24 protein-coding genes are annotated in these 20,169 nt (G+C 72.8%); 17 read left to right on the plus strand and 7 right to left on the minus strand.

Annotated elements, in window-relative coordinates; all coding sequences use genetic code 11:
* Positions 1–10: 10 nt before the first annotated feature.
* Positions 11–1,063 carry a GlxA family transcriptional regulator gene (locus tag DPM19_RS31090; RefSeq protein WP_111871658.1) on the plus strand — a complete coding sequence of 351 codons (1,053 nt, stop codon included), beginning with the start codon at positions 11–13 and terminating at the stop codon, positions 1,061–1,063.
* On the opposite strand, the gene DPM19_RS31095 is transcribed toward DPM19_RS31090, so the two are convergent.
* The gene (locus DPM19_RS31095) at positions 1,032–1,595 is read right to left on the minus strand and encodes a dihydrofolate reductase family protein (protein ID WP_111871659.1); all 564 of its coding nucleotides are present in this window, start codon (positions 1,593–1,595) and stop codon (positions 1,032–1,034) included. The two genes, DPM19_RS31090 and DPM19_RS31095, sit on opposite strands and share 32 nt — an antisense overlap.
* A 217-nt stretch (positions 1,596–1,812) precedes the next feature.
* Complete coding sequence (locus DPM19_RS31100; RefSeq protein ID WP_407642577.1) at positions 1,813–2,790, minus strand: SCO6745 family protein; 978 nt, start codon at positions 2,788–2,790, stop codon at positions 1,813–1,815.
* Between DPM19_RS31100 and DPM19_RS31105 the strand changes: the two genes are divergently transcribed.
* The 3 genes from DPM19_RS31105 (at position 2,779) to DPM19_RS31120 (ending at position 6,412) form a co-directional block, all read left to right on the plus strand.
* On the plus strand, positions 2,779–3,465 hold the full coding sequence (locus DPM19_RS31105; protein ID WP_111871661.1) for a hypothetical protein: 687 nt from the start codon (positions 2,779–2,781) through the stop codon (positions 3,463–3,465). The genes DPM19_RS31100 and DPM19_RS31105 overlap by 12 nt on opposite strands.
* Positions 3,466–4,213: 748 nt before the next feature.
* Complete coding sequence (locus tag DPM19_RS31115; protein WP_111871663.1) at positions 4,214–5,611, plus strand: HNH endonuclease signature motif containing protein; 1,398 nt, start codon at positions 4,214–4,216, stop codon at positions 5,609–5,611.
* A 210-nt stretch (positions 5,612–5,821) separates the two neighbouring features.
* A complete protein-coding gene (locus DPM19_RS31120; protein ID WP_111871664.1) occupies positions 5,822–6,412 on the plus strand; it encodes a GNAT family N-acetyltransferase in 591 nt (196 codons plus the stop codon).
* Between the two features lie 198 nt (positions 6,413–6,610).
* Here the strand turns inward: DPM19_RS31120 and DPM19_RS31125 are convergent, their stop codons facing one another.
* From DPM19_RS31125 to DPM19_RS31135, 3 genes are read right to left on the minus strand one after another with little or no spacing between them, the layout of a single operon-like run.
* Positions 6,611–7,105, minus strand: coding sequence for a nucleoside deaminase (locus tag DPM19_RS31125; protein WP_111871665.1), 495 nt, complete (start codon positions 7,103–7,105; stop codon positions 6,611–6,613).
* Positions 7,106–7,160: 55 nt separating this feature from the next.
* The gene (locus DPM19_RS31130; protein ID WP_146779066.1) at positions 7,161–7,766 is read right to left on the minus strand and encodes a hypothetical protein; all 606 of its coding nucleotides are present in this window, start codon (positions 7,764–7,766) and stop codon (positions 7,161–7,163) included.
* 38 nt (positions 7,767–7,804) lie between these two features.
* Positions 7,805–8,092 (minus strand): hypothetical protein, encoded by a 288-nt coding sequence (locus DPM19_RS31135; protein WP_111871667.1) that lies wholly within the window; start codon positions 8,090–8,092, stop codon positions 7,805–7,807.
* A 362-nt stretch (positions 8,093–8,454) separates the two neighbouring features.
* Here DPM19_RS31135 and DPM19_RS31140 point away from each other — a divergent pair, with 362 nt between their 5' ends.
* The 3 genes from DPM19_RS31140 (at position 8,455) to DPM19_RS31150 (ending at position 10,421) form a co-directional block, all read left to right on the plus strand.
* Positions 8,455–9,054, plus strand: a complete 600-nt coding sequence (locus tag DPM19_RS31140) for a DUF4232 domain-containing protein (RefSeq protein ID WP_199485375.1) — start codon at positions 8,455–8,457, stop codon at positions 9,052–9,054.
* A gap of 63 nt (positions 9,055–9,117) precedes the next feature.
* Positions 9,118–9,660: a GNAT family N-acetyltransferase gene (locus DPM19_RS31145; protein ID WP_199485376.1), complete on the plus strand. Its 543-nt coding sequence runs from the start codon at positions 9,118–9,120 to the stop codon at positions 9,658–9,660.
* Positions 9,661–9,677: 17 nt separating this feature from the next.
* Entirely contained in the window at positions 9,678–10,421 is a 744-nt protein-coding gene (locus DPM19_RS31150; protein WP_111871669.1) for a VOC family protein, read from the plus strand.
* Between the two features lie 7 nt (positions 10,422–10,428).
* Here DPM19_RS31150 and DPM19_RS31155 read toward each other — a convergent pair whose 3' ends face one another.
* Positions 10,429–10,815 (minus strand): MmcQ/YjbR family DNA-binding protein, encoded by a 387-nt coding sequence (locus DPM19_RS31155; RefSeq protein WP_111871670.1) that lies wholly within the window; start codon positions 10,813–10,815, stop codon positions 10,429–10,431.
* Positions 10,816–10,938: 123 nt separating this feature from the next.
* Here DPM19_RS31155 and DPM19_RS31160 point away from each other — a divergent pair, with 123 nt between their 5' ends.
* The 7 genes from DPM19_RS31160 (at position 10,939) to DPM19_RS31190 (ending at position 16,394) form a co-directional block, all read left to right on the plus strand.
* Positions 10,939–11,688, plus strand: coding sequence for an SDR family NAD(P)-dependent oxidoreductase (locus DPM19_RS31160; protein WP_199485377.1), 750 nt, complete (start codon positions 10,939–10,941; stop codon positions 11,686–11,688).
* 97 nt (positions 11,689–11,785) lie between these two features.
* Entirely contained in the window at positions 11,786–12,019 is a 234-nt protein-coding gene (locus tag DPM19_RS31165) for a helix-turn-helix domain-containing protein (protein ID WP_111871672.1), read from the plus strand.
* Positions 12,020–12,021: 2 nt separating this feature from the next.
* A complete protein-coding gene (locus tag DPM19_RS36985) occupies positions 12,022–12,576 on the plus strand; it encodes a Clp protease N-terminal domain-containing protein (RefSeq protein WP_111871673.1) in 555 nt (184 codons plus the stop codon).
* A gap of 165 nt (positions 12,577–12,741) precedes the next feature.
* On the plus strand, positions 12,742–13,818 hold the full coding sequence (locus tag DPM19_RS31175; protein ID WP_111871674.1) for a PQQ-dependent sugar dehydrogenase: 1,077 nt from the start codon (positions 12,742–12,744) through the stop codon (positions 13,816–13,818).
* Between the two features lie 478 nt (positions 13,819–14,296).
* Positions 14,297–14,809 (plus strand): hypothetical protein, encoded by a 513-nt coding sequence (locus tag DPM19_RS31180; RefSeq protein ID WP_111871675.1) that lies wholly within the window; start codon positions 14,297–14,299, stop codon positions 14,807–14,809.
* 36 nt (positions 14,810–14,845) lie between these two features.
* A complete protein-coding gene (locus tag DPM19_RS31185) occupies positions 14,846–15,502 on the plus strand; it encodes a hypothetical protein (RefSeq protein ID WP_146779067.1) in 657 nt (218 codons plus the stop codon).
* 4 nt (positions 15,503–15,506) lie between these two features.
* Positions 15,507–16,394 carry a hypothetical protein gene (locus tag DPM19_RS31190; RefSeq protein ID WP_111871677.1) on the plus strand — a complete coding sequence of 296 codons (888 nt, stop codon included), beginning with the start codon at positions 15,507–15,509 and terminating at the stop codon, positions 16,392–16,394.
* 92 nt (positions 16,395–16,486) lie between these two features.
* On the opposite strand, the gene DPM19_RS31195 is transcribed toward DPM19_RS31190, so the two are convergent.
* Positions 16,487–16,993 carry a YbaK/EbsC family protein gene (locus tag DPM19_RS31195; protein ID WP_111871678.1) on the minus strand — a complete coding sequence of 169 codons (507 nt, stop codon included), beginning with the start codon at positions 16,991–16,993 and terminating at the stop codon, positions 16,487–16,489.
* A 99-nt stretch (positions 16,994–17,092) separates the two neighbouring features.
* On the opposite strand from DPM19_RS31195, the gene DPM19_RS31200 reads away from it, so the two are divergent.
* From DPM19_RS31200 to DPM19_RS35935, 3 genes are all read left to right on the plus strand, one after another.
* Positions 17,093–17,758, plus strand: a complete 666-nt coding sequence (locus DPM19_RS31200; protein ID WP_111871679.1) for a hypothetical protein — start codon at positions 17,093–17,095, stop codon at positions 17,756–17,758.
* On the plus strand, positions 17,755–18,858 hold the full coding sequence (locus tag DPM19_RS31205) for a helix-turn-helix domain-containing protein (protein WP_111871680.1): 1,104 nt from the start codon (positions 17,755–17,757) through the stop codon (positions 18,856–18,858). The genes DPM19_RS31200 and DPM19_RS31205 overlap by 4 nt, the downstream gene beginning before the upstream one ends.
* Before the next feature lie 219 nt (positions 18,859–19,077).
* A complete protein-coding gene (locus DPM19_RS35935; protein WP_199485389.1) occupies positions 19,078–20,169 on the plus strand; it encodes a phosphatase domain-containing protein in 1,092 nt (363 codons plus the stop codon).

Raw genomic sequence — 20,169 nt, forward strand, 5'->3', positions numbered from 1 at the left:
GGAATCGCATATGTCGCAAGATTCCTCACACGTTGCCGAGGGAGCGGGGCCGCACCGGGTCGTCGTGATCGTGGACGAGAACTCCAATCCCTTCGAACTCGGCTGCGCGATCGAGATCTTCGGCCTGCGCAGGCCCGAGATCGGACGCGACCTCTACGACTTCCGCCTCTGCTCACCCGAGCCCCGCACGCTGATGCGGGACGGCTTCTTCACGCTCACGGGAGTGGCCGGCCTGGCGGCGGCCGACTCGGCACACACCTTGATCGTTCCCAACCGGCCCGACGTCGACGTGCCCCGCCGCCTGGCCGTACTCGACGCCGTGCGGCGCGCGCACGCACGCGGTGCGCGCCTGGTCGGCTTCTGCAGCGGCGCCTTCACCCTGGCCGAAGCCGGGGTCCTCGACGGGCGCCGGGCCACCGCGCACTGGCAGTGGGCGGACGCCTTCCGGGCCCGCTTCCCCTCCGTCCACCTCGAAGAGAACGTGTTGTTCGTCGACGACGGCGACATCCTCACCGCCGCGGGGAGCGCGGCTGCCCTCGACCTCGGGCTGTACATCGTCCGCCGCGACCACGGCGCCGAGATCGCCAACTCCGTGAGCCGGCGGCTGGTCTTCGCGGCGCACCGGGACGGCGGGCAGCGACAGTTCGTGGAACGCCCCGTGCCCGACCCGCCGGACGAGTCCCTGACGCCCGTCCTGGCCTGGGCCCAGGAGCGGCTGGACGCCCCGCTCACGGTGGCCGACCTCGCGGCACGCGCCTCGGTCAGCCCGGCGACCCTGCACCGCCGCTTCCGCGCCCAGCTGGGCACGACACCGCTGGCCTGGCTCACCCGGGAACGACTCACCCTGGCGTGCCGGCTGATCGAGCGGGGTGAACCGCACCTCGAAACGGTCGCGCGGCGCAGCGGGCTCGGCACCACCGCCAACCTGCGCGCGGTGATGCGCCGCGAGACCGGGCTCAGCCCGCAGGCGTACCGGCACCGCTTCGGTCCGGGGCCGGGCCAGGAAGCGGCATCGGAATGGCCGCGTCGACCTAGCGCGCCACGCGGTAGCGGAGGTAGATGACTTTTGAGCTGAAAATGCGGGTCTCGACGAGTTCGAGATCCACCCGGCTCTCGCGCCGGGGAAAGAACGGAATGCCGCCGCCGACCAGCACCGGGTGGACCCTGGCCCGGTACTCGTCGATCAGACCCAGCGCGGACGCCTCGGCGGCGAGAGTCGCGCCGCCGATCGCGATGTCGCCCTCCCCCGGCTCGGCTCGCAACCGCTCGATCTCCTCAGCCAGGCCGCCGGAGGCCAGGCGGGCGTTGCCCTGCACCGCCGACAGCGTGGTGGAGAACACCACCTTGGGGAGCGGCTTCCAAAGCGCGGTCCACTCGAGCGTCGCGTCGTCCAGCGATGGATCCTGGTCGGCGGTCTCCCAGTACAGCATCGTCTCGTACAGCCGTCGTCCCATCAGGTGGGCGCCAACCTGCCGTATCTCGTCGGTGGCGAAGGCGAAGACCTCCTCGTCGGGCGTCGACCAGCCGAACCCGCCGTCCGGCCCGACGGTGTAGCCGTCAAGTGAGACTCCCATCGAATAGATCACGCTGCGCATCAGAAGCCCTCCTCGGTAACCGGTTCGACAATATGACCGCAGGACGCATCGCGGCTCACGAAATCCCCTGACCGAGCCGCCGCACGAGATCATTGCGTTACGGAACCTCACTGACCCATGCGAAAAAGGGCATTTTTACCTTGCCCCAACCCTTCCTCGCGCTCCAATCAAGTCTGAATACAATCCAGCGGAGGGGAGCACGTCCGGCCGCGTTCCGCTAGGGCTTCGCGCGGGCCAGGCCGATGGGGTTCGGGGTGGGCATGGCCGCCAGGCAGGCGTCCCCGATCGGGGTCAGGAGGGTGGTGACGCGCTCCAGTTCGGCCGGGTCGAGCGACGTCCAGGGGCGGGCGGCGGCGCGGTCGGTGGCGTCCTCGGCCTCCTGGAGGAGGGCCGTGCCGTCCGGGGTGGCCTTTCCCTCGGTGGTGATCAGGTCGCGGGCCTGGAGGCGGGCGTGCGCGGCGTCCCACTGCTCGTCCGTCCAGCCGCGGATGGGCTGGAGGAGCCGGCGGGAGGAGTCCAGGCCAGCGCGGAGGACGAGGGACTCGCAGCCGTCGATGCCGGCGGCGACCAGGGCGGCCACGTGGCCGTCGCCGCGGTGCTCGCGCAGGGTGGTGGCGGCCTGCCACAGGCGTTCGGCGGGGCGGTCCGGCGGGGGGACGGCCGCGTTGACGGCGCCGAGGGAGCGGCCGGCGATGTCCAGGTCGCGGGCCACGGATTCGAGGGCGTCGGCGGTCGCGGCCAGGTCGGTGCCCAGGTTGGCCGCCAGGCGCTCGATCGCGTTCGCCGCGCCCGCGGCCCGGACGCGCAGCACCTGCTCGGGGGTGATGAGATCCCACACCGCCGGCAGGGCGCGGGCGACGAACGCGGGGGCGAAGCCGAAGAAGGACGCGACGACGACGGGGGCGTCCACCGCGCCGAAGGGGGCCGCCCGGCCGGCGAAGTAGCCGCGCCAGAAGCCGCGGAGTCCCGCGTCCGTATAGGCCTGCAGGCCCTCAGGAGAGAAGTAGGTCATCGCGTGGATCGGCTCGAACAACATCCACATCCTGCGTGCCGAGTGCAATTCGCCCTCCTTTGTCCGCCCTGGCAGGATGCACGATCTGGTAGGCGAAGGGAACACCGGGGCCCCGGCACTCCGGGCGGGGTGATGCCATCGCACCGACCTGAACCCGCCGGGAGAGGCGTTGTGGGTTTCCATCTGGACGGGCTCTTCACGATCGACGGCGCCGTGCTGACCCTGTACGACAGGGTGGTGCCCGGCGCGGCCCGGCTGGCGGTGCGCGCCCGGGGGCAGGGCCTGCCGCCGGGCTGGGTCCTGCCCTGGCCGGACATGATCCAGTGGCTCGGTGACGGGACCGTCCAGGAGGTCCCGGTCTGGTTCGCGGCGGAGCGCGCGGACGAGTGGCGGGCCGCCTGCGGGGCGCCGGGCGACCCGGCCTTCGAGGACGTGTTCCACGACGACACCGTCCGGCTGGCCTCGCTGCTCAGCCTGGCGACGCCGGCGGGCGTGGTGATCGTGGACGACCACACCTTCGGGGGCGTGCTCGATCGGGAGTTCGCCGCGGCCTTCGTGCGCGGGCGGCTGGTCGCGGCGAGCGGGATCGACCACTTCGGCAAGCGCGCGTACTCGCTGGACAGGGGCCGGTTCGAGATCGTGGAGTCCCGGTCCGTCGACCCGGTGGCGAGCTGCGCGGCGGTGCTCGACCAGGCCTTCAGTGGCGCTTTCCTGTTCGACGGCTACCTGCCGCGCAGCCCGTACGGGACGCTGGAGGGGCGGCCGGCCGAACCGGATGCGGGCGCGCACCACCCGCTGCGCGTCCCCAACCGGCTCCGGGACGGGTGGGTGCGGTTCTTCCCCGTCCTGGCCCGGTGAGGACACCGCGGTAGGGCGGGTGGCGCTGCGGCAGTCCGGGGTGCACGTGGATGCCGTTCCCGAGGCCATCCGCGCAAGCAAGAACGTTACGCGGGGCCACCTGTCCGAGATGGTGCTCCCGGACCCCGTCCACGCAAGCGGGAACGAACGCTACGCGGGGACGACGTCGTCCGCCCCGCGCCGTGCCGCGATGGCCCTGGGATCGTCCGCGCGAGAACGCCTACGGGGCGATGTCACTCGGTTGAGCGGGGAGCATCCGAGCCTGGCCGATGCGGTCGCCGCGTGTCCACGGCCTCACCTGGTGAAAACCATGAGCCGCGAGCACCGCAGCGGGCACCGGCAGGGTGGCAACGGCTTAACCGAGTAGGCGTTGCCCTAGGGGAACCACCCTGCTACTGGGGCCGTTCACACGAGCAAAGGTGCCGACGGCGTACATCCCCGCGGGCATCCGGGAGGCACGGCCCACCACGTGAAAATATCCCAAGCCCCCGCTGGCCATCGGCGTGGTCGTTGACGGTCAGGGCATCTCCACAGGGTGGGCCCGGGCCGCGATGCCGAGGGCTTCAGCCGAAGACGGTGGCCAGGCTCCTGGCGGGCATCGGCGTTCCGCCCTCGCGGGCTGTCAGCACGCCCTCTCCGAACCATATAAAGATGATCTTTCTGGGTGGCCGAGCCAAACCTCGCCGTTGACCCTGCGTGAAGGTTCGATTACTATTCGAACTGGAGTTCGAATTTTGGGGGTGGGTCCATGCTGTCGGAGGCTGTTCCGGAGGGGGGCACCCGCCTGCCCGAGGGGCTGGAGGAGATGCCGCCGGGGCCCGAGCTGGCGGCCGTGCTGGCCGGGATCGACCGGTCACGGTTGTCGGGGTACGACACGGTGACGGTGCTGCGGGCCCGGGCCCGGCAGATCGCGTACGACCAGGCCGAACTGTGCGCCGACATGGTCGCGGTCGCCGACCGGGTACGGGACGAGACCGCGAACATGTCCACGGTGTGGGACAGCGACATCCCCAAGCTCGCCACCGCCGAGATCGCCGCCGCCCTGGCGCTGACGAGGCGGGCCGCGGGCAACGCGCTGGAGGACGCCTGGCTGCTGACCGGGCGCCTGCCGGCGGTCTGGCGGGCGCTGCGCGAAGGGGCGATCGACCTGCCCCGGGCGAGGGTCTTCGTGGCCGAGACCCGGGCGCTGACCATGCCCCTCGCCCGGGGCGTCGCCGACCGGCTGCTCTCCCGGGCTCCCGAGCTGACCACGGGGCAACTGGCCCACCGCCTGCGCCGGCTGGTGCTGGAGGCCGACCCCGGGGCCGCCCGCGCGAACTACGAACTCGGGGTGGCCGAGCGGCGGGTCATCCACGCCACCAACCCCGACGGCACCGCCTACCTGGCCGGGCACGCGCTGCCCGTCGCGTCGGCGGCCGCCGCGTACGAGCGGGTGGACGCGATGGCCCGGGCGGCCAAGCGGGCGGGAGACGACCGGTCGATGGACCAGATCCGCGCCGACGTCCTCCTCGGCCTGCTGAACGGGTCCTGGGACGGCCCCGCGCCGGTGCACCGGCGCGGGGTGGTGGAATTGACCGTCGATCTGCCCACCCTGCTCGGCCTGGCCGAGAACCCGGCCGAGTTGGACGGGTGGGGGCCGGTCATCGGCGACATCGCCCGACAGGTCGTCCGCCGGGAGGCCGGGGCCGGCGACACGATCTGGCGGTACTCGGTCACCGAGCCGGTCACCGGGCGGCTGCTGTACCACGGGCGCACGCTCCGCCCGAGCCTTCCCGAGCCGTCCGGCGCCGATCGGCGCGATCCGCGCCGCTTCCTCACCCCGAGCGACCGCGCCCACGTCATCGCCCGCGACCGCACCTGCCGCGGGCCCGGTTGCCGGGTACCGGCCCGCCGGGCCGAGATCGACCACATCATCCCGCATGCCCAGGGTGGGCCCAGCACGCCGTCCAACGCCGATGCCAAGTGCACCCGATGCCATGATCTGAAGGACGGCGGGTGGCGGACCAGCCGCGATCCGCGAGGGAACACCCTCTGGGTGAGCCCGCTGGGCCGCACCTATCGCAAACCGCCCGAGGCCATCACCCGGCCCATCGATCTCTCCCCGGCTGAACAGCGGCTTGCCGACCAGGCTGATCGGCCCCCTTGATCCACCGGCCGGTGGATGATGCCGGCTCCTCCCACCTTGGTGAATTCCTACCTTTGGCGAATTCCTCCCCTTGGTGGATCCTTCCTGCCTAGGTGGATCCTCCCTGCCTGGTGAAGGCGTCTGTTCTTCCGGTCTGATGAAGGCACCGGGGCACGGCTCGGTGGAATACACCTAGGTGGAAGGACACCTCAGTGGAAGGACACTGGGAGCATGTTCCGGACCCCTCGGCTGTTGCTGCGCCGCTGGCACGACTCCGACCGCGCGCCGTTCGCGGCGATGAACGCCGATCCGGAGGTGATGAAGCACTTCCCGGCCCCGTTGACGCGCGACGAGAGCAACGCCTTGATCGAGCGGATCGAGGCGGACATCGAGACGCGCGGGTTCGGCCTCTACGCGCTGGAAATGGCGGGCACCGGGGAGTTCATCGGGTTCACGGGCTTGTCGGTCCCGAGATTCCAGGCGCACTTCACCCCGGCGGTCGAGATCGGCTGGCGGCTCTCCCGGGCCGCCTGGGGCCGGGGTTACGCCACCGAGGCGGCTCGCGCCGCGCTGGAGATCGGGTTCACCCGACTGGGACTGGACGAGATCGTCTCCTTCACCACCCCCGCGAACGTCCGCTCCCAGGCCGTGATGCGTCGCATCCACATGGCGCGCGACGAATCCGGCGACTTCGACCACCCGCAGGTGCCCGTGGACAGCCCGCTGCGCCGGCACGTCCTGTGGCGGATCACCGCCGGTCGGTGGCGGGCCCTGGCCGATCACCAAACCATCGTCGAGCCCGAGACGCCGACTGGCCGATGATGCGACCCGACCGGCTGGGTACATGCCATACCCGTCAGGAAACCGTACTTCCCAGAAAACCTTGCTCCTCAGAAAGGCTCCTCAGAAAGCCGTGCCCGGCCGAAGACCGTGCCCAGCCGAAAGCCGTGCACATTAGGAAACCGCGTCCTCCAGAAACCGTGCTCCTCAGAAAGCCACGCTCAGCAGAAAGCCACGCCGTCAGGAAGAGGCCCCTCCGGCCCTGGCGTGGAAGCGCTGGTGCAGGTCGCGGACCTGCTCGGCAAGGTCCGGGATCGGGCCCTCCACCACCACACCGGGGACGATCTCCTGGACCGGCAGGCCGCGTACCGGGGCCGGTGGGGCGCCGAGTTCGGCGCGCCAGGCCGCCGTCTGCGCGGCGGAGCTCACGTAGACGATGCGGCCCAGCCCGGCCCAGCCGTGTGCGGCGGCGCACATCGGGCAGTGCTCGCCCGAGGTGTAGACGGTCGCCGCCGCCCGCGCCTCGGGGGTCATGTTCATCGCGGCCCAGCGCGCCAGTTCGAATTCCGGGTGCCGGGTCTCGTCGCCGGAGACCACCCGGTTGTGGTCCTCGCCGAGGACGGTCCCGTCCGCGGCGACGAGCACGGAGCCGAACGGTTCCTCGCCCGCCGCCAGGGCCTCGGTCGCCAGTTCCACGCAGCGGCGCAGGTGGCGCAGTTCGGCGTCATCCACCATCGGGACCTCCCCAGGTGCGATCTTCAGCGCATGCTAGCCCCGGGGACGGGCCCGGTCAGCCCACCGTCCAGGGGTCACCGAACGGCAGGTCCTTCGTCCAGCCCGCAGCCATCGGCACCGTCGCGGCGGGGTCGCTCGCGCGGGCGGGCCAGGTGATGCCCAGGCGCCGCCAGAAGTCGATGAAGACCCGGCACTCCCACAGCTCGTGATCGTCGTCCGGATGCGCCTTACGGTTCCGCTCCTCGCCGACCGCCAGGTAGCGGCCGACCACCTCCGGGTCGGCGCCGACGGCGGCGGCGAGCGCGGCCGGATCACCCGCACACCAGCCGGGCGGCTCCAGGTACTCGAACATGGCCTCCGGCACCGAGCACGACCGGTCGATGACCTCACCGCCGCGGGTCAGGGCGTGCAGCCAGTAGTCGTCGTCGTGGACGAAGACCGCGCCGGCCAGCCCGCCGATCTCGGTGGCGAGGTTGCGCGTCGCGGCACCGACCCCGAAGAAGTACACCGGCCAGAGCACCACCGACCAGCCGTTCACCGCCGCGTAGATCTCGGCGTCCTCGCCCGGCTCCCCGGCCGGCGCCGCGTGCTTCCGCAATGCGGCCTCCACCGTTTCGGACGATTCAACCTGGAACGCGGAGACTGCGAGGAACAAACCCATGCCGAGAGGATGCCAGCGCCCGGTGACGGCCCGGCGCGCTAGGGACCGAGCCGCTCGTCCAGCCTGGCCGGCCAGTCCCCCTCGGCCAGTTCGGCGGCGACGAGCACGTCCCGCCAGTCCGTCACGGCCAGGTCGAGCGCCGCGCGCAACCGCCGGAAGTCACCACCGGCCAGCAGGACGACCGCGGCCTGGACGCGCTCGCTCGCGAAGTGCGCCGCGTCGTACCCGGCCCGCCCCGGCAGCTCGGCAAGGGTCCGGAGGACCTCCTCTGCCGACCCCGGCTCGGAGAAGTCCCGCCGAACCCGTCGCTCCAGCCGCTCCGTCATGGCGCGATTCTCCCGCGCCCGAAGCCACCCGAACAGCCGGCATCACACCGAACCGACGCTCCGGCCCGCATCCGCACACGGCTGATCTTCAGGGTCCGCACCCGGCACCCGGCACCCGGCACCCGGCACCCGGCACCCGGCACCCGGCACCCAAGGATTTAGCAGCAGCCCCACAACGCCGCGGAAGCCTAAGCATGCGCTTTCACCGGCTGGCCGTTCAGCATCCGGTGCGCCAGAGCACCCCGAAAGCTGAAGGGTCGACGTGGAGAAGGGCTTCCCGCCGGAGGGGGGATAGGCTCGCCGCGGGTTTGATTTACCGTTTCATTCCACTTTGGGGTTATACGGCATGGCTGGGGGCGGCGATGGGTGACGGCGGTGTGGTGCGCCGGTTGGGGATGGGCGGGCTCGGCCTGGTGGTCCTAGCGGCTTCGGCGGCGTGCGGGTCCGCCCAGGCCGTCGGGTCCGCGCGGACCGGGCAGCGGCCCGCGCCGGACTCGGCCACGCCGTCGTCCCAGGTCAGCGTCCCGCCCGCCTGCCCCGAGGAGGGCGTCTCCATCAAGTCGGGGATCGCCGACGCCGCCATGGGCATCCGCGCCATGGAAATCACGATGGTCAGCTGCGACGGGCGGACCCACCGGGTGAACGGCTACCCGGCGATCCGCGTGCTGGACGAGGACTTCGAACCCCTCGGCGGCATCAGGCTCGATCGCGGGTTCACGTTCGGAGACAAGGACCCGGGGCCCCGGCCCCTGACGCTGCGGCCCGGCGACACCGCCCGGTCGGTCCTGTCCTGGCGCAACACGGTGACCCGCACGGACGTCCCGGCGGTCCGGGCCCCGTACCTGGCGGTCGCGCCGGCCGCCGGGGCGAAGTCACAGACCGTGCGCGTGGACGGCGGCCTCGACCTGGGGAGCACCGGAAGGCTGGGCGTCACCGCGTGGAGCGTCCGCCCGCCCCGCTGACCTCGGATCGGCGCCGGAACACGGGCACGGCGAGGTACGTCCCGAGGCCGGCGGACGGGCAGTATGGCCGGCATGGTGGACATACGCACCGCGCACACCGCCGAGTTGGACGCCGCCACGCTCGGGACGGCGCGGAAGCTGCTGCACGAGGTGTTCGAGGGCGACTTCGGCGACCACGACTGGGAGCACGCGCTGGGCGGGGTGCACGCGCTGGCGTGGGAGAACGCGGAGCTGATCGGGCACGCGTCCGTGGTGCAACGGCGGCTGCTGCACGGGGGACGGGCGCTGCGGGCGGGCTATGTCGAGGCCGTCGCGGTGCGGGCGGACCGCCAGGGGTCCGGGTACGGCGCGGCCCTGATGGACGCCCTGGAACGGGTGGTGCGCAACGCGTACGAGGTGGGGGCGCTGGCGTCCAGCGAGAGCGCGATGGGCTTCTACGCGGCGCGCGGCTGGCTGCCGTGGCGGGGGCCGTCCTCGGTGCTCGCGCCGGGCGGGGTCGAGCGGACGGAGGAGGACGACGATTGCATCTTCGTCCTGCCGGTGGCAGCCTCGCTGGACACGTCCGGCGAGATCATCTGCGACTGGCGGGACGGCGACGTCTGGTAGGCGCGAAGGAGGCAGCGTTGATCCGCTGGGCATGGGCGTTCATCGACCGTCCGCTGGAACGGTTCGAGGAGGGCGCGCGGTTCTGGACCGCGGTGACCGGAACGCACCTGTCGGCCCGGCGCGGCGACGCCGGGGAGTTCGCCACGCTGCTGCCGAAGACGGGCGACCCGTGCCTGAAGCTCCAGGGCGTGCTCGACGGCCCGGGCGGGATCCACCTGGACCTGGACGTCGATGACTTCCCGGCGGCCGTGCGGCGGGCCCGCGACCTGGGCGCCGCGGTCGTCGCCGAGGACCCGGACCTGGCCGTGCTGCGGTCGCCGGGCGGCCAGCCCTTCTGCCTGCGGCCCTGGGAGGGGAACACCGAACGGCCGCCCGTGACGGCGCATCCGGGCGGCGCCGCCAGCCGGGCCGACCAGGTGTGCATCGACATCGGGCCCGCCGCGCACGAGACCGAGGTGGCGTTCTGGACGGCGCTGACCGGCTGGGAGCCGCGCCCCACCAGCCGGCCGGAGTTCCACCGGCTGCTGCCGCCCCCGGAGTTGCCCGTCCACCTCCTGCTGCAACGGCTCGGCGAGGACCGGCCCGTGTCCGCCCACCTCGACCTGGCCTGCTCAGACGTGGCGGCGTTGCAGGCTCTGCACGAGGAGCACGGCGCCCGGTTCGTCGGCCGGTGGCCGAACTGGACCGTCATGCGGGACCCGGCCGGCGGCACCTACTGCCTGACGGCCCGCAAGCCGCAAGCCGGCTCACCGGCCGGCTGAACGGCGCTCAGCGCGCGGCGTCGTAGGCGGCGAGGGCTCGCTTGGTGGCCGACATCCGCCAGGCCTGCTCCAGAAGGCCGGTGATCTGGTCCCAGTCGGGCCCGCCGGAGAGGTCGACGCCCACCCAGCCTTTGGCGCCGAGGTAGGCGGGTGAGTAGTAGCGGCCGGGGCCGGCGGCGATCAGCGTCTCCTGTTCCCCCGGCGGCGCCTTCACGCAGAGCCCCAGCCGGTCGTCGCCGTGGTGGTCGACCAGCAGCCAGGCGATCCGCCGCCCGCGCAGCAGGTAGCCGGTGTGACCGCCGGACTCCTCGATCACCAGGCCGGGCAGCCCGGCCGCGAGCTCCGCCAGCCGTTCCCCGGCCCGCTCGGCGTCGGCCGCGTCCCAGTTCGCCATCCCGTCACCCTAGGCGGCCAGGTCCGCCGGCCGCCATGCCGTGCCGGAACGGCCGGTCGGCGGCCGAACGCCAGGTCGGATTCCCGCCGGACCGGCCGCCGGCGGACCGCGATGCTCGACTTCATGAACGAATTCGAGGACTTCGAGGACAAGGTGGCCCTGGTGACCGGCGGCGGCCGGGGCATCGGTGCGGCGGTCGCGGTGCGGCTGGCCGCGGGCGGGGCCCAGGTGGTGCTGACCTACGAGCGTGACGCCGAGCGGGCCCGTTCGGTGACCGACCGGATCGAGGCACTCGGCCGGAAGGCGCTGGCGATCCGGGCCGACAGCGCCGACACCGACGCGGTGACCGGTGCGGTGGACGAGGCCGTCGCGGCGTTCGGCCGGCTCGACATCCTGGTGAACAACGCGGCGGTCTTCCATGTCGCGCCGATCGAGGATCTGGGGCCCGCGGAGGTCGATCGCACCCTGGCGGTGAACGTCCGGGCACCCTACACGGCGGCCCGGGCGGCGGCGCGGCACATGACCGGCGGCGGCCGGATCATCAGCGTGGGCAGCAACATCGCCGAGCGGACGGCCTTCCCCGGGTTCACCCTGTACGCGCTGAGCAAGACCGCGCTGATCGGGATGACCAAGGGGTTGGCTCGCGAGCTGGGGCCGCGTGGCATCACCGCCAACCTGGTCAGCCCCGGGCCGACGGACACGGACATGAATCCCGCCGACGGCCCGAACGCCGACATGATCCGGAGCTTCACCGCCCTGGGCCGCTATGCCGAGCCGGAGGAGATCGCCGCCACCGTCGCCCATCTCGCCGGGGCCGGCGGCCGGTACATCACCGGCGCGACGATCCACGTCGACGGCGGTTTCACGGTCTGACCGCCGAACCGGGGCCCGTCCACAGGATGTGGACGGGCCCCGCCCCTTGTGTAAACCAGGGTTGACAAACACCCCGTTGTCAACCTAGTTTGACAACATGAGCGACGGAGTACAGCTCGCCCAGGAGGCGAGCAGCAGAGACCCCGCGGTGGGGCTGCGGGCGGTGCGGGCACTGCGCGAACTGTCCGAGCGGCTGGAAGCCCTCCAGGTGGACAACGCCCGGGAGCTGGGCTGGTCCTGGCAGGACATCGCGGCCTGCCTGGGCGTGAGCAGGCAGGCCGTCCACAAGAAGCACAGCGCGAGCCGGCGCATCATCAGGAAGGAGCGGTAACGGTGTTCGAGCGATTCCACCACGACGCGCGGCAGGCGGTCGTCCTCGCCCAGCAGGAGGCCCGCGCGCTGCGCCGGGACCACATCGGCAGCGAGCACCTGCTGCTCGCACTGGCCTCCCTCGACACCGGCCCGGGCCCCCGGGCGTTGCACAACCGCGGGCTCGACGTGACCGGGCTGCGCAGCCGGGTCTCCTGGCTCACCGACCCCTCCCTGGACCCCCTCGACCCCGGGGCGCTGGCCACCCTCGGCATCGACCTGGACGAGGTGCGCCGCATCACCGAAGAGAGCTTCGGCGCGGGCGCGCTGGACGGGCCGCGCGCCGCCCCACGCGACCGCAAGGGGCACCTCCCGTTCAGCCGGGAGGCTAAGAAGGTGCTCGAACTGTCCCTCCGGCAGGCGATCCGGCTCAAGCACCGGAGCATCGACTCCGGCCACCTCCTGCTCGGCCTCCTCCAGGTGGACAACGCCCTGGTGACCCGCCTGCTGCGGGACTCCGGCGTGGAGCCCGACACCCTCCGCGCCGACGTCACCCGCCTGCTCACCGAGGCCGCGTAACCCGGGGCCCGGCGCCCGGGGACACTGGGCGGGCGAACATCCTTTCCCGGTCCGGGCATGGGGCCGGATCCACGTTTCGGGCGATGAACCCCTCCCCCCGTTCGTCCGGGACGGCCGCGGGAAGGACCCGGGCACCCGGCCGTCCCCCACCCCCCGGAGAAGACCATGACCCCCGCCGCACGAAGAGCCCGCCGCGTCGCCGCGCCCGCCCTCGCCGCCGTCCTGGCGTGGTCCGGCACGGCGCCGGCGCACGCCGCCACCCCCGAGTTCGACTTCACCCGGCCCGAGACCGTCGCCACCGGGCTGGAGGTGCCCTGGGGGCTGGCCTTCCTGCCAGGCGGCGACGCCCTGGCGGCGGAACGGAACAGCGGCCGGATCATGCGGCTGCGCCCCGGCGCGGCCCCGGTGCAGGCGGCCCGGCTGACCGGTGTCCGGGCGTCCGGGGAGGGCGGCCTGCTGGGGCTGGCCGTCTCCCCCGACTACGCCACCGACCAGTACGTCTACGCCTACTACACCGCCACCTTCGACAACCGGATCGTGCGGTTCAGGCTGTCCAGCCCCGGGCTGCGCACGGTCGTCGTTTCGGGCATCCCGAAGTCCTCCATCCACAACGGCGGCCGCATCCATTTCGGCCCGGACGGGATGCTCTATGCCGCCACCGGCGACGCCTCCACGGGCGGCAACGCGCAGAACCCGCAGAGCCTGGGCGGGAAGATCCTGCGGATGACCCCGACCGGGGCCCCCGCCCCGGGCAACCCCACCCCGGGCTCCCGGGTCTACTCCCTGGGCCACCGCAACGTGCAGGGTCTGGCCTGGGACGCGGCGGGGAACCTGTACGCCGCCGAGTTCGGCCAGAACACCTGGGACGAGATCAACCACATCGTGCCCGGCGGGAACTACGGCTGGCCCCAGGTCGAGGGCACCGGCGGCGCGCCCCAGTACCGCGACCCCATCGTCACGTGGACTCCCGCGGAGGCGTCCCCGAGCGGCATCGCCGTCGCGGGCGACACCCTCTACGCGGCCGGGCTGCGCGGCCGGCGGCTGTGGACGGTCCCGCTCGACGGCGCGGGCGGCACCGCCGGCGCCCCCACGGCGGTCCTCCAGGGTGCCTTCGGCCGGCTGCGCACGGTCGCCGTCGACCCGGCGGGCCGGCTGTGGGTGACGTCGAGCAACCGCGACGGCCGCGGCACCCCGGCGACCGGCGACGACCGCGTCGTCCGGTACTCCCCGGTCGCCCCGTAGCCGCGCGCCGGGTCGACGATTCGCCCCGATCGGGGACAAGCCTCCCTGGATGAATAATTAGCATTCACATTAATTGCCCTGCCCCGGCAAATACCCCCAATTAGGACACGGATCAGCACCCCGGAAGTTTCCGATCAAGCGCAGCGGATATCTAGCAATCGTCTTGGGGCATCCATAATGGCGGTCAGGGGGGCGAAGCATGAATTTCCGGCGGCTGAGCATACTTGCGGTCGGACTCGCCCTCCTCTTCGCCGCATCCTGCGGCGGAGGCGAGAAAACCCAGCTGACCAGGAGCGTCTCACTGCCCCTGCAGTCGAGCGGGCTGCCCGTCGGCGGTGCCGCCCGGTCCCAGGCCACGGACGTGGCCGAAACCCAAATCACCTTGCAACAACTGCAGGAAATAGCCAAGGCCTGCGGGCGAACAGTCGAAATCACCAGTGCGGACCGGGGCTCCTGCGCGCGCTCCATCGAGCGGGTCATGCGCTCGTTCCCCCAGCCCGGTCCCACGAGCACGACCGCTCCCGGCGCCTGGCGGTGCAGGCCGTCCGCCCCGTGCCTGAAGATCTACAACGCCGCCGGCCTGGGCGTGGGCCAGGCCGGATACGTAGAGATCACCGACAGCCGGCCGGAGGGCGAGTCACGGTGCGGTTCGGGACCCGACCACGTGTGCATGCGGATCGGGCTGAAGACCACGGGAGCGCTCCAGAAGATCACCGAAGCGGTCCGGTCCGCCAGTGGCTCGCCGGTCCGGCCACCGGACCCGACTCCCGTACCGAAACCGCCGACCACCGCCCCGCCGCCGACCGCCTCACCGACCGGATCGCCGCCGGCCACCCCGAGCAACGGCCCCGAAACGCCGCCGAACGGCGACCCGAGCGGCGACCCGAGCGAGGGCCCGGACGGCGACCCGAGCGAGGAGCCGAACGGCGACCCGAGCGGGGAACCGGACGAGGATGAAGGCGGAGAACCGGCGCCTCCGGCGAACACCTGAGCGCGTGCCCGGCAACGACCTGGGAGGGGGCGAACCATGGATCTTCGATTGCTGGTCGTGCTCATGATCGGGGCCTCCGTCCTCTTCACCACGTCGTGCGGGGGCGGCGAGGACCCGCCCTCGAAAAGCGTGCCCCTGCCCTTGCAGTCGAGTGGCCTGCCCATCGGCGGTGACGCCCGGGCCCGGGCCACGGACGTGACCGAGACCCGCCTCACCGAGCAACAGCTGCAGGAGATATCCGAGGCGTGCGGCAGAACGGTGGAGATCACCAACGCGAGCCAGGACACCTGCGCGCGCACCGTCCAGAAGACCCTGGACTCATCGGGCAAGCAGCCGTGCGGGCCATCCGACGTGTGCTTGAAGTTCTACACCAGCCCAAAGGGGAGCCCGGGCCCGCCCGGCTACTTCGAGGTCGTCGACGAGCGGCCGGGGGGCGAGTCGCAGTGCGACTCGGGACCCGGTCGCGTGTGCATCCGAGTCGGGTGGAAGAACCGGAAGGTGCTCGAACAGATCACCGCACCGGCACGGCCTTCGGCACCCCGGAACGGGACCCCGCCGGCCCGGACCACGGAGCCGGCCCCCGCGCCGAGCGCGCCGGTGACCGAACCCGAGGAGCCGCCGGACGAGGAACCTCCGGACGAGGGGCCGGAGAGCCCCCCGGACGGGGAACCGACGAATCCGGCGAGTCCCTGAGCGCGTGCCCGGCGACGGTCAGAGCGGCCTGGACCGGCTGGTCGGCTTCGCCGGCCACGTGCTGGCGCCGACCGGCGTCCTGACGGCGGTCCTGTACTACTTCGGCTACCTGCACGAGAAGCAGTTCTTCGAGTACTTCGGCGTGGACCTCGGCAGCATCGGCTTCTCGACAACGGACTACCTGCTGCGCGGTGCCGGTTCGCTGTTCTCCCCGCTGGCGACGGTGGTCGTCGCCGGATCGCTGGCCGTCATCGCCCACCACCTGCTCGCCTTCCTGCTGGACCAGCTGAGCGCCACCTGGCGGCGGACCGTGTGGGTGTCCCTCGCCGTGCTGGCACTCGTCCTGCTGGTGGCCGGAGTGGTCGGGCTGCGGCACCGCGGACAGGTGGTCCCCACCCCCCTGCTCGGGGACGCCCTCGTCGCGGCGACGGCGCTCGGCGGCGGCGCCCTGCTGCTGGAGTACGTCACGGAGAGCGCACGGACCCACGAGGCGGTCCCCGAGAGGTGGGCGGCGATCCTCACCTCGACCCGGAACGTCCGCCGCGCCCTGTCCGTCGGTCTCGCCCTGATCGCCGCCTTCTGGGCCACCGCCACCATCGCGCACCGGCACGGGATCGAGTCCGCCCGCGCGGTCGAGGTGACGCTGCCCATCCGGTCGCAGGCGATCGTGTACAGCCGCGACCGCCTGCAGATCGCCGGCCCGGGGGTGGTGCGCACCGAGGTCGGTGGCCGGGATTCGGCCTTCCGCTACCGGTACAACGGCCTGCGCACACTCGTGCACACCAGGGACCACTGGTTCCTGCTGCCGGCCGGCTGGACGAGGCACAACGGGGCGTCGGTCGTGATGCTGCCCGACGCGCAGCGCGACATCCGGGTGGACCTGGCCCCCTGAGCCTCAGCCGCCGGCTTGAAGGGACTGGACGAAGGCGGCGAGCTCGGCGATGATCCACTCCTGGACGGCGCCCTCGACCACGGGGCGACGGGCTACTGCGCGAGCGGCAGCACCTCGGCGCCGGGCAACTCGGCCAGGGCCTTGCCGGGGAGCAGCAGCTTGGAGCGGCGCAGGCCGGAGCCGACCACCACCTCGGACCGCTCGATCACCGCCGCGTCCACCAGGATCGGCCAGCCCGCCGGCAGGCCGAGCGGCGTGATGCCGCCGTACTCCATGCCGGTCAGCGAGGTCGCCTGGTCCATCGGCGCGAACGACGCCTTGCGCGCCTCCAGGTGCCGCCGCACCACCCCGTTCACGTCCGCCCGGGAGGTGGCGAGCACCATGCACGCCGCGTACCGGACCTCGCCGCCCCGCTTCGCCGCGACGATCACGCAGTTGGCGCTGGTGTCCAGGGGCATCCCGTAGCGCTCGCAGAACTCCGCCGTGTCCGCCAGCGCCGGATCGATCTCCGCCACCCGGACGTCGTCGCGCAGCGCGGGCCGCACCGGCTCCGCCACCAGGTCGGGCCGGTCCGCAGCCGGCACCCAGTTCAGGTCCATGCCGCCGATCGTAGAGACCCGTGCGCACCACTTTCACCGGACCCGCGACACGGACTTCATTTCGGCGCGGGAGATGCTGGGGACGGCTAGAGTTCCCCAATGATCGAGGCCCGGGAAGCATGGAACACGCTGCACGCGGCGGGAATCCTGCACGCCGTGTGGGAGGCGCACGAGGCGACGACCCGCACCGTGTTCGGTGCGCTGAGCCGGGCCGAGGGGTTCAAGGAGCGGTCGTTCGGCTACACCGCCTTCGACGTGCTGGAGTCCCGGCTCGACCAGGTGTTCGGGGTGGGGACGGCCGAGCCGCTGGCGGTCCGCGACGACCTGAACGGGTCGCCGGGGTGGCGGCACGGGCCGTACCGCCTCCTGCTGCGGCGCTACGACCTCGGCGCGATCGACGAGATCCGGTGGGACAAGGCCAGCCCGACCAAGCAGGCCGTCGCCAAACAGCAGTTCGCCGAGGACCCGCAGCTCGCGCTGGACCTGGGCACCCCGCTGCGCCCCGCCACGCCCGACCCGGTCACGCTGGTGCTCGCGCACAGCGCCAGCGAGGAGCCACTGGAGCTGGAGCTGTTCCTGGGCCGTCCCCGGTTCAACGACGACGGCGGCCGGCCGTGGCACTGGCGGTCGCAGGTCGACCGCGCCGCCCTCGGCCCCGACCCGCGGCGCGCCGTCGAACCCACCGAGCCGCTGTGGAGCGACGAGGAGATCCCCGTCCCGCTGCGGCTGCGCGACCGCGCGGCCGGGAGCGCGGAAACAGCGTGAACGACGGTGACGAGCCGGCCTCCGGACGGGTGGCCGAGGCCCGGCTGCTGTTCGACTGCGGGCGGCTGACCCTGGCCCGCCGGCTGCGCGGGCTGCGCAAGAACCAGCTCGCCGAGGCGGTGGGCACCACGCCGACCGCGATCGGCCAGTACGAGGCCGGCGTGCACCGCCCGTCGGAGCGGACGCTGGCCCGGCTGGCCCTGGCGCTGGGCGTCCCGGTGGAGTTCTTCCACGCCGGGCACGGCGCCCCGGCACCCGGCGACGCGCACTTTCGGTCGCTGCGCTCCACCACCCAGATCGAACGCGACCAGGCCCTGGCGTACGGCCGGATCGCCGCCGACATCGCGGCCGTCCTGGAGGGCCTGGTCGAGTTCCCGCCCGTCGCCGTGCCCGAGCACCCCGTGCCGCCCGACGAGATCGCCGGGCCGGGGCCGGTGGCGGCGGCCCGGCTGGCCCGGCGGGCGCTGGCCGCGGCGCCCGGGCCGGTCCCGCACCTGGTGCGCCTGCTGGAGACGCACGGCGTCGTCGTCATCGTGCTGCCGCCGTGCACCGAACGGGTGGACGCGTTCAGCGTCGGCGCCCACCCCCGCCCGATGGTGCTGTTCAACCCGGCCAAGGGCGACTACTGGCGCAACCGGTTCGACGCCGCCCACGAGCTGGGGCACCTGGTCATGCACGCGGACGCGGAGCCCGGCGCCAAGGTGGTCGAAGACCAGGCGCACCGGTTCGCCGCCGAGTTCCTGCTGCCGGAGGCCGAGGTCGCCGACCGGCTCCCCCGCACCGCCGACTGGTCTCGGCTGGCCGCGCTCAAGGCCGAGTGGGGGGTCAGCATGGCGGCGCTGCTGTACCGGGCCCGCACCCTGGGCGTCATGAAAGAGGTCACCTACCGCAACGCGATGGCGGCCATGAGCTCGCGCGGCTGGCGGCGCCGGGAGCCCGGCCCCGCCCGCGCGCTGGAGACGCCCTCGATGCTCGCCCGGGCGTGCGAGCTCGCCGCCGTGACCGGCACCGACCGCGACGCGATCGCCGAGCGCGCCCGGGTGACGCGCGGCGACCTGGACCTGCTGGTGCCCGACCGCACCCGACCGGTACTGGACTGAGCTCGACCGCGCCCGACCGAACCCGGCCGCACGCGACCGCACTCGGCTGCACCCGACCGGTACTGGACTGAGCTCGGCCGCATCCGGCTGGACCCGGCCGCACTCGGCTGCACCCGGCTGCACCCGACCGGTACTGGACTGAGCCCGGCTGCACCCGACCGGACCCGACGAAAACCGGGCGACTTCCCCGCCGGCACGCGGAACACTGGGCGGGTGCGCATGCTGCTGTCCGGAATCGTGGGATCCACCGCCTACGGGCTGGCCACGACCGGCTCGGACATCGACCGGCTGGGGGTGTTCGCCGCGCCCACGGCCGAACTGCACGGGCTGCACCCGCCGCAGCAGTCGATCGTCACCACCGCGCCGGACCGGACCATCCACGAGGTGGGCAAGTGGTGCTCGCTGGCATTGGCCTGCAACCCCACCGTGACGGAGCTGGTCTGGCTGCCCGAGGAACTGTACGAGGTCGGTTCCCCGCTCGGCGACGAGCTGATCGAGCTGCGCCGGGCGTTCCTGTCGGCGCGGCGGGTACGGGACGCCTACCTCGGCTACGCCACCCAGCAGTTCAACCGGCTGGCGGCCCGCGGCGACGGCTCGTTCTCCGCCGACACCCGCAGGCGCACCGCCAAGCACGCCCGGCACCTGGCCCGGCTCGTCCACCAGGGCCGCGACCTGTACGCCACCGGCGAGCTGACGGTCCGGCTGGCCGACCCGCAGTGGTTCCACGACTTCGGCGAGAAGGTCGCCGCCGGGAACCTCGACGTCGCCCGGGAGATGCTCGCGGCGGTCGAGGCGGACTTCGCCCGGATCCACACCCCGCTGCCGGACCGACCGGACGAGCCGGCGGTCGAACGCTGGCTGCGCAAGGTCCGCTCCGCCCACTACGAGCGCCCGCCGACCGGCGAGGTGTTCCTGGTCGACATCGACGGCACCGTGGCGCTGATGGACGACCGCAGCCCGTTCGAGTGGCACCGGGTCGGCGAGGACGCGCCGAACGTCCCGGTCGTCTCGGTGGTCCGGGCGCTGGCCGCGGCGGGCCACCGGATCATCTACATGTCGGGCCGCTCCGAGGAGTGCCGGGCGGCGACGGGCGTGTGGATCGCCCAGCACATCGGCGTCCCGGGCGAGGCCCTGTACATGCGGCGGGCCCGCGACAACCGGCCCGACGAGGTGGTCAAGCGCGAGCTGTACGAGCGCTGGGTGGCCCCGGTGCACGAGGTCACCGCCGTGCTGGACGACCGTGCGAAGGTCGTCGCCATGTGGCGGGCCCTCGGCCTGACCGTCCTCCAGGTGGCCGAGGGCGACTTCTGA

The organism is Actinomadura craniellae (assembly GCF_003289645.1).
GTDB lineage: Bacteria > Actinomycetota > Actinomycetes > Streptosporangiales > Streptosporangiaceae > Actinomadura_D > Actinomadura_D craniellae.

Coding starts and splice junctions, on each gene's coding strand:
- DPM19_RS31180 (WP_111871675.1), top strand. CDS start 14,297: ATGCGCTCGTTCCCCCAGCCCGGTCCCACGAGCACGACCGCTCCCGGC.
- DPM19_RS31155 (WP_111871670.1), bottom strand. CDS start 10,815: ATGGCGAACTGGGACGCGGCCGACGCCGAGCGGGCCGGGGAACGGCTG.
- DPM19_RS31165 (WP_111871672.1), top strand. CDS start 11,786: ATGAGCGACGGAGTACAGCTCGCCCAGGAGGCGAGCAGCAGAGACCCC.
- DPM19_RS31120 (WP_111871664.1), top strand. CDS start 5,822: ATGTTCCGGACCCCTCGGCTGTTGCTGCGCCGCTGGCACGACTCCGAC.
- DPM19_RS31140 (WP_199485375.1), top strand. CDS start 8,455: ATGGGTGACGGCGGTGTGGTGCGCCGGTTGGGGATGGGCGGGCTCGGC.
- DPM19_RS31090 (WP_111871658.1), top strand. CDS start 11: ATGTCGCAAGATTCCTCACACGTTGCCGAGGGAGCGGGGCCGCACCGG.
- DPM19_RS31130 (WP_146779066.1), bottom strand. CDS start 7,766: ATGGGTTTGTTCCTCGCAGTCTCCGCGTTCCAGGTTGAATCGTCCGAA.
- DPM19_RS31185 (WP_146779067.1), top strand. CDS start 14,846: ATGGATCTTCGATTGCTGGTCGTGCTCATGATCGGGGCCTCCGTCCTC.
- DPM19_RS31095 (WP_111871659.1), bottom strand. CDS start 1,595: ATGCGCAGCGTGATCTATTCGATGGGAGTCTCACTTGACGGCTACACC.
- DPM19_RS31100 (WP_407642577.1), bottom strand. CDS start 2,790: ATGGAAACCCACAACGCCTCTCCCGGCGGGTTCAGGTCGGTGCGATGG.
- DPM19_RS35935 (WP_199485389.1), top strand. CDS start 19,078: ATGCTGCTGTCCGGAATCGTGGGATCCACCGCCTACGGGCTGGCCACG.
- DPM19_RS31200 (WP_111871679.1), top strand. CDS start 17,093: ATGATCGAGGCCCGGGAAGCATGGAACACGCTGCACGCGGCGGGAATC.
- DPM19_RS31135 (WP_111871667.1), bottom strand. CDS start 8,092: ATGACGGAGCGGCTGGAGCGACGGGTTCGGCGGGACTTCTCCGAGCCG.
- DPM19_RS31125 (WP_111871665.1), bottom strand. CDS start 7,105: ATGGTGGATGACGCCGAACTGCGCCACCTGCGCCGCTGCGTGGAACTG.
- DPM19_RS31175 (WP_111871674.1), top strand. CDS start 12,742: ATGACCCCCGCCGCACGAAGAGCCCGCCGCGTCGCCGCGCCCGCCCTC.
- DPM19_RS31160 (WP_199485377.1), top strand. CDS start 10,939: ATGAACGAATTCGAGGACTTCGAGGACAAGGTGGCCCTGGTGACCGGC.
- DPM19_RS31145 (WP_199485376.1), top strand. CDS start 9,118: ATGGCCGGCATGGTGGACATACGCACCGCGCACACCGCCGAGTTGGAC.
- DPM19_RS31195 (WP_111871678.1), bottom strand. CDS start 16,993: ATGGACCTGAACTGGGTGCCGGCTGCGGACCGGCCCGACCTGGTGGCG.
- DPM19_RS31115 (WP_111871663.1), top strand. CDS start 4,214: ATGCTGTCGGAGGCTGTTCCGGAGGGGGGCACCCGCCTGCCCGAGGGG.